1 pseudogene is annotated in these 262 nt (G+C 75.2%); it reads left to right on the top strand.

Annotated elements, in window-relative coordinates:
* A pseudogene (locus KVT32_RS30425) lies at positions 1–262 on the top strand (GGDEF domain-containing protein); the annotation flags it as partial.

Genomic DNA, 262 nt, shown 5'->3' with positions numbered 1-262 from the left:
CATGGTATTGGTGCTGGCACTGGGCAACCTGGCCCTGTGCAGCCTCCTGTTCTTCTTCGACTACGGCGCGCCGCGCGCACCGGCCATGGCGTCCTGGAGCCTGTCGCGCCAGGTGCAGGCGGCGGCCTGGGTGCTGCTGGCGCTGGGCGGGGCCGGCGTGGTGCCCGAGCCGCTGGCGCTGCCCGCCGGCTGGGCGCTGCTGGTGGGCGGCGTCGCGCTCGAATCGGGCGCGCTGTGGGAAGCGGCCGGCAAGACCGGCTGC

Source organism: Achromobacter sp. GbtcB20, from assembly GCF_019091095.1.
In the GTDB taxonomy this organism is placed as follows: Bacteria; Pseudomonadota; Gammaproteobacteria; order Burkholderiales; family Burkholderiaceae_B; genus Achromobacter; species Achromobacter mucicolens.
This window is presented reverse-complemented; position numbering and strand designations above follow the sequence as displayed.